The organism is Methanothrix sp., assembly GCF_024518575.1.
Classification (GTDB): Archaea; Halobacteriota; Methanosarcinia; order Methanotrichales; family Methanotrichaceae; genus Methanothrix_B.
This window is the reverse complement of sequence record NZ_JANIHG010000010.1, coordinates 38,753-44,858: the sequence shown is the minus strand read 5'-3', so window position 1 is coordinate 44,858 and position 6,106 is coordinate 38,753. Positions and strand designations below refer to the sequence as shown.

Annotated in this window: 8 protein-coding genes; 5 read left to right on the top strand and 3 right to left on the bottom strand. The window is 54.9% G+C overall.

What is annotated here, in order from left to right; genetic code table 11:
* The 5 genes from NQU42_RS03750 to NQU42_RS03730 form a co-directional block, all read left to right on the top strand.
* Positions 1 to 121, top strand: a 121-nt coding sequence (locus NQU42_RS03750) for a zinc ribbon domain-containing protein (protein WP_296609164.1), incomplete at its 5' end; no start/stop codon positions are given.
* A 167-nt stretch (positions 122 to 288) separates the two neighbouring features.
* Positions 289 to 1,359 (top strand): formate--phosphoribosylaminoimidazolecarboxamide ligase, encoded by a 1,071-nt coding sequence (locus tag NQU42_RS03745; RefSeq protein ID WP_296609158.1) that lies wholly within the window; start codon positions 289 to 291, stop codon positions 1,357 to 1,359.
* A gap of 555 nt (positions 1,360 to 1,914) precedes the next feature.
* Positions 1,915 to 3,120, top strand: a complete 1,206-nt coding sequence (gene tgt, locus NQU42_RS03740) for a tRNA guanosine(34) transglycosylase Tgt (RefSeq protein ID WP_296609156.1) — start codon at positions 1,915 to 1,917, stop codon at positions 3,118 to 3,120.
* A complete protein-coding gene (locus tag NQU42_RS03735) occupies positions 3,110 to 3,913 on the top strand; it encodes a queuosine precursor transporter (RefSeq protein WP_296609154.1) in 804 nt (267 codons plus the stop codon). The genes tgt and NQU42_RS03735 overlap by 11 nt, the downstream gene beginning before the upstream one ends.
* Before the next feature lie 247 nt (positions 3,914 to 4,160).
* The gene (locus NQU42_RS03730; RefSeq protein WP_296609152.1) at positions 4,161 to 4,841 is read left to right on the top strand and encodes a DUF5612 domain-containing protein; all 681 of its coding nucleotides are present in this window, start codon (positions 4,161 to 4,163) and stop codon (positions 4,839 to 4,841) included.
* Here NQU42_RS03730 and NQU42_RS03725 read toward each other — a convergent pair.
* The 3 genes from NQU42_RS03725 to ndk form a co-directional block, all read right to left on the bottom strand.
* Positions 4,838 to 5,074 (bottom strand): glutaredoxin family protein, encoded by a 237-nt coding sequence (locus NQU42_RS03725; RefSeq protein ID WP_296609151.1) that lies wholly within the window; start codon positions 5,072 to 5,074, stop codon positions 4,838 to 4,840. The two genes, NQU42_RS03730 and NQU42_RS03725, sit on opposite strands and share 4 nt — an antisense overlap.
* Before the next feature lie 6 nt (positions 5,075 to 5,080).
* Positions 5,081 to 5,422, bottom strand: coding sequence for a hypothetical protein (locus tag NQU42_RS03720; RefSeq protein ID WP_296609149.1), 342 nt, complete (start codon positions 5,420 to 5,422; stop codon positions 5,081 to 5,083).
* A 232-nt stretch (positions 5,423 to 5,654) separates the two neighbouring features.
* A complete protein-coding gene (gene ndk / locus NQU42_RS03715) occupies positions 5,655 to 6,104 on the bottom strand; it encodes a nucleoside-diphosphate kinase (RefSeq protein ID WP_296609162.1) in 450 nt (149 codons plus the stop codon).
* Positions 6,105 to 6,106: the final 2 nt, after the last annotated feature.

Here is a 6,106-nt window from a genome sequence, read left to right as displayed (position 1 = left end):
TCAAAAAGATCTATCCGAGCGAGTCCACAGATGTCCTTTCTGCGGCCTGACTCTGGATAGAGATCATAATGCAGCCATAAACGTTCTCAGACTGGGGCTACAGTCTGTGGCGAAAGCCTAGATGCCCACCAATTCATTGGCGGGAGTAGTCACGACATGTGGATGCGATCGGAGAGCATCTGCGCAGGAGATGCACCGAAGTCAGATGCCCAAACGAAGAGATTATCTAGTGGGACGCCAACCTGCATGTTTCAAAGGATTGAATAGAGGGGAGAAAAGGTCGTAGTCATGATTTCGAAAGAGGAGATTTTGGAGATACTGAATGGGTACGATCTGGAGAACATCACCATAGCCACGGTCTGCTCCCACAGCAGCCTCCAGATATTTCACGGCGCGAAAAAGGAGGGCTTCCGGACGCTCGGCATATGCATAGGGCCGCCTCCAAGGTTCTATGATGCATTTCCACTTGCAAAACCGGATGCCTTTCTATCGCTGGACAGTTATAAAGCCATGCTGGATGAGAGCGATCGTCTGATCGAGGAGAATGCCATAATAATACCTCACGGCTCGATGGTAGAGTATCTGGGCATCCAGAACTTCGAGGCTCTGGCTGTGCCGACCTTCGGGAACAGAAGATGCCTCGCCTGGGAGAGCGACCGCGAGATGGAGCGGGAGTGGCTTCTCAGGGCGGGTGTGAACGTCCCCATGAGGTTCGAGAGCGCTGAGCTGATAGACAGGCCTGTCATAGTCAAGTACCACGGCGCCAAGGGCGGGAAGGGGTTCTTCATAGCAAAGAACAAGGAGGAGTTCCAGTCGAAGATCCAGAGGGGACAGAAATACACCATACAGGAGTTCATCTTGGGAACAAGATACTACATCCACTTCTTCTACTCCCCCATAAGGGAGAGGGGCTACCGTCTGCGTAGGGGCACACTTGACATGCTCGGGATCGACAGGCGCGTCGAATCCAACGCAGACGAAATATTCAGGATAGGATCTGTGAACGAGCTTGAGGCTGCAGGGATATACCCCAGCTTCGTCGTGACCGGGAACCTCCCGCTGGTTCTGAGGGAGTCGCTCCTCCCAAAGGTCTTCGACCTCGGCGAGAGGGTCGTCGAGACCTCGATAGAGCTCTTCGGCGGCATGGTGGGGCCGTTCAGCCTCGAGACGATAGTCACCGACGACCTGGACTTCAAGGTCTTCGAGATATCTGCAAGGATAGTCGCAGGTACGAACCTCTTCATAAGCGGCTCACCTTACTCAGATCTCATTGAGAGCGGGCTCTCCACAGGAAGGAGAATCGCCCAGGAGATCTCGCTCGCAAGAAGCATGGGGGCGCTGGAAGAGGTCATAAGCTGAGTGGATCGCCAGGCAGAGGCGGATCCATTGTGGAGCGTGCGAGATCTGTGCAACATGATATGGCATACGCCTCTGCCGTCTCATTGTCGCATGGAGGCAAAGGTAGAAGCCGATCCGCCAGTGCCTCACATCACTGAGACACAGCATGCTGTCCTGCATATGCGACCCTTAGGCCAGCGATGCCGTCAGAGGATCACTTCGTCTCAGCCATGCCAGAGGACAGGGAAGCATTGAGGGTGAGATCAAGACAAAGGCGCCTGGGGCAGCTCTCAGCCACGACTCATCAGTGGTCAAAAGAGCAATCCATAGATTTAGGCGGCATGTCTTTGGGAGTGGGGGCGCACGGGAAGACCCCATTCAGGACGGGGAGCGTTCACCTGAATTTGATTGCGCACCTCGGAAGCTGAAGCCACAGTATGTTGCACCCTCTTTGATCTTTTTGTCGCCGGCTGCCCATCGCTTCCACACCGCTGGGCGTTCAGATACACAACCCGAAGTGCTAAATAGCTAATAATGAGCTTCATGTGATCCAGCAAGAGCTGGGAAGAGCTGCAGATGGCTGAGCATTTCTCCTTTGATGTTCTGAAGCGGTCAAGGGTTACGCGCGCGAGGCTCGGGGTGATCAGGACACGCCGGGGGGTCATAGAGACCCCCGAGTTCATTCCCGTCGCCACCGTGGCATCTGTCAGGGCTCTCGGATCAGATGATCTGAAGGCTCTTGGTGTGCAGGCTATATTCGCAAACACGTATCATTTGCACCTGCGAACAGGAGAGGATCTCATCAGGAGGATGGGCGGTCTCCACAGGTTCATGTCCTTTGATGGCCCCATCTTCACAGACTCAGGCGGGTTTCAGGCTTTCTCCCTCGGACTCGGAAGGGAGCACAACATAAGCAAGATAGGAAGCATCTTCCCGCAGGGGAGACGATCTGGAGAGAGGAGAGAGAACCTGACAAGGATCACGGATGAGGGCGTCGCCTTCAAATCCTTAATCGATGGTGGATGGCATTTTCTCGATCCCAGGAGCGCCATGCGTATCCAGAGCAGGCTCGGATCTGACATCGTCATGGCGTTCGACGAATGCACATCTCCGCTCTCCGATTATGACTACACCAGAGAAGCGATGGAGAGGACCCACCGCTGGGCTGTGCAGTCTTTGAGGTACCACGACAGGAGACAGGCGATATATGGCATCATACAGGGAGGCTGGTTCGAGGACCTCCGGAGGGAGAGCGCGGATTTCATAAGATCGCTGCCTTTCGACGGCATCGCGATCGGAGGCTCTCTCGGAAACTGCAAGGAGGACATGCACCAGGTTCTTGATTGGGTCATCCCAAGGCTTGACGAGCGTCCAAGACACCTCCTCGGAATCGGGGAGATCCCGGACATCTTCGAATGTGTTGAGAGGGGGATCGATACATTCGACTGCGTCCATCCGACAAGAATCGCACGCAGAGGCAACCTCTACATATCCCCTGCATCTGGAGGATGCATCGAAAACAAGTTCAGGATAAGCATAAAGTCCTCGATCTTCAAGGACGACAGAAGGCCGGTTGATCCGAGATGCGGATGTCCGACATGCAGGATGTACAGCAGGGCATATCTCAGACACCTCTACATCTCGAAGGAGCTCTCCTACTTCCGAGCTGCCACCGTCCATAACGTGTACTTCATGCTCAGGCTTATGGAGTCGATAAGGAGATCGATAAGAGGAGGGAGGTTCAGCGCACTCAAGAGAAGGTGGATGAAGAGTGAGACATAATGGGAGGTCCGGCAGCGATCCTGCTGGTGGTCACGCTGATGGTGGAGAACGTTTTTCATCGCGTCGTCCAGCATCTGGATCCTCTCGCTTCAGGATCCATATCGATAAAACACAGGCGACGATAATCATCTGCGGGCTTTACATATTCTTCTCGCTGGCCGGCAACATAGCCGCGACAAAGGTCACCTACTTCGGGAGCCTTGTCATGGATGCTGGCTTCATATACTCAATGACATTCACATGGAGGGACCTGATACACAAGCAGCTCGGAAAGAGAGCTGCCATCACCACGATCTGGCTGAGCGCGTTTGTAAACATCCTGGCAGCCCTTTACTTTCAGATCGTGGTTCTGATGCCTGCGGAGCCTGAATGGGCTGCAAATGGCGGGCAGGCTGCATGGCAGTTCCTTTTCGGGATATTCGAGACGTCTGGCGGCCCCTGGTGGCAGTCGATCTTCTCCCTCCAGCTCAGGATAGTTCTCGGCTCGGTGATAACCATGGTCATAGCAGAGCTCATCGACACCCAGATCTATCACCTCTGGGTCACCGGCTGGGGCAGGAACAGACCTCAGTGGGCCAGGGTCGCGGTGTCCAACGCGATATCGATACCTGTAGACAGCACTTTATTCCCACTGATAGCATTCACCGGAATAATCGGATTCGATGCGATGATCCAGATGTTCCAGACGAATATCGTTGTGAAGGCAATCGTCACGCTGCTCTCATTCTGGACGATATACCTGGTGCCTGAGAGGCCGATATACGAGCATCAAGATGGGACAAAGCAGAATTGAGTCGTATTGCGCATCGAGGCCTGAAACTCCGGTGACTTGCAGCTCACAGATTCAAAGGGGACCGCCGGTTTCCGGGAGGCCGGATTATGCGAGCGAGATCGACCCGGTCAGAGATCCAGACTCACCGGCGAGAGCCTGAGGAGATGGAGCTGAGCCCAGAGCGTCTGGCCGGCCTGCGATGAACTTAACTCAAATGTGGCCAAAAATTCATCTGGTGCTCATCCAGAGGTCTTAGGAGGCTGAGATCATGGGGGAGAAGAAGAGCTTTGCGATAAACATAATATGCGAGGACAGGCCCGGGATGCTGCGCGATATAGCCGGCGTGGTGGCGGAGCATGGTGGCAATATCGTCTACACCCAGCAGTTCGTCTTGGACAGGGGGGTGAACAGGGGGAAGGGGACGGTATACATGGAGATAGAGGGGGATGTGCGTGGTGGGGTTGAAGGCGTGGTGGAGTCTCTCAGGTCGATGCCACAGGTATACGAGGTCACAGTGCACCCCTCATTCAACCAGATCTACGGCTCCAGAGTCATAATCATAGGAGGGGGTGCCCAGGTTGCTCAGGCAGCCGTTGGAGCGGTCAGCGAGGCCGACAGGCACAACCTGCGTGGCGAGAGGATAAGCGTAGACACGATCCCGCTTGTGGGAGAGGATGCGATAGCTGATGCCGTGAGCGCTGTGAGCAGACTACACAGAGCCTCGATCTTAATCCTGGCAGGCGCACTGATGGGCGGGCGCATAACAGAGGAGGTTGCGAAGCTCCAGAAGGAGGGAATACCCGTCATAGCCCTGAAGATGGCAGGCACTGTGCCTAAGCAGGCCGATCTAGTTGTTACAGATCCGATCCAGGCGGGAACCTTCGCGGTCATGCATGTAGCCAGGACTGCAGTCTTCGATATAAACAGGGTGAAGGGCATGGAGTTCTAGAGCTTCAGCTCCTTGAGCCGATCCCCATCGAAGAGATCTCCGGTTGTGTAGAACCTGCCGTCCAGCTCCAGCACCGGAGCGGACATCGTGAACACTCCATTGACCCTGAGCTCGGTGAGGGCCTCGGCTGTTGTCATATCAACCACCTCAAAACTCACGCCCCTGCTCTCAAGAAACGCCTTCAACTGCTCGCATCTCGGGCAGTCAGGCGTTGTGTAGATCCTGCATGCCAAACACCTTCACCTCAGAGACATGGGATAGTCCCTGTCAGCCCAGACAGCGTATCCCTGGTTCACTGCGCGCTCTGCGCACTCCCTGCAGCATGAGAAGTTCGCAAAGTACTCGACGCCGTTCATCTCATATTCAAACACATTGTTTATTGTGAATCCACATATCCTTCTGAAGTCCTCACCCATGCAGAAGAAATCGTTCGCCACCTCAGGAGGGCATTCCTCAAGGTACCAGTCCTTTGGCACAAGCACAGGCAGAATGGCCATGTCCATTCCGCAGCCACACGGGCCGTAGCAATCCTCAGGCCCCAGGAAGACTATAGCCTTGTTGACAGGAGGCAACCGACTCACCTCTTAAATGAGCGCCTTCGGAGCGCCATAGCATCTCTGTCGGGATGGCATTTTAAGTTGTTGGCGTGAATGCTCCCTTCCCTGAAGGCCAGGGCTTCCAGGCCTGCGCCACAGATCGCATTCCAAATCTGAGAATGTTGATAAAAGATATGAGCATGAGCTCCAAAAGAGCGCGAACACCGCTGGATGGCATATCGACAATCTTTGATAAAATATGTGCCTGAGCCCCTGCTCACTCGTAAAGCCAGGGCTCATCGATGCGTCTGTACTCGAAGATCTCTGAGTCGCTGAAGTGGAGGGCTATCTCGCGGGCTGCAGACTCAGGCGAGTCAGAGCCGTGAACCACGTTGCGACCGGTCTCTATTCCGAAGTCCCCCCTGATCGTGCCGGGAGCCGCCTCTGCAGGGTTGGTCGCGCCGTTCATCTTCCTCATTGCGGAGATGACTCCCTTTCCCTCAACGACCATCTGCACAGACGGGCCGGAGGTTATGAAATCGACAAGGTCCCTGTAGAATGGCTTTCCCGCGTGCTCTGCGTAGTGCTTCTCAGCACGCTCTCTCTCCATGACCGAGAGGCGCATCGCCACTATCTTGAAGCCCTTCTCCTCGATCCGCTGGATTATCCTGCCGACAAGCCCTCTCTGCACGCCATCCGGCTTGATCATAACAAATGTGCGCTCCAGCC

Excerpts from the sequence above, each read along its gene's own strand:
- NQU42_RS03730 (WP_296609152.1), top strand. The coding sequence starts at position 4,161 with ATGGGGGAGAAGAAGAGCTTTGCGATAAACATAATATGCGAGGACAGG.
- tgt (WP_296609156.1), top strand. The coding sequence starts at position 1,915 with ATGGCTGAGCATTTCTCCTTTGATGTTCTGAAGCGGTCAAGGGTTACG.
- NQU42_RS03745 (WP_296609158.1), top strand. The coding sequence starts at position 289 with ATGATTTCGAAAGAGGAGATTTTGGAGATACTGAATGGGTACGATCTG.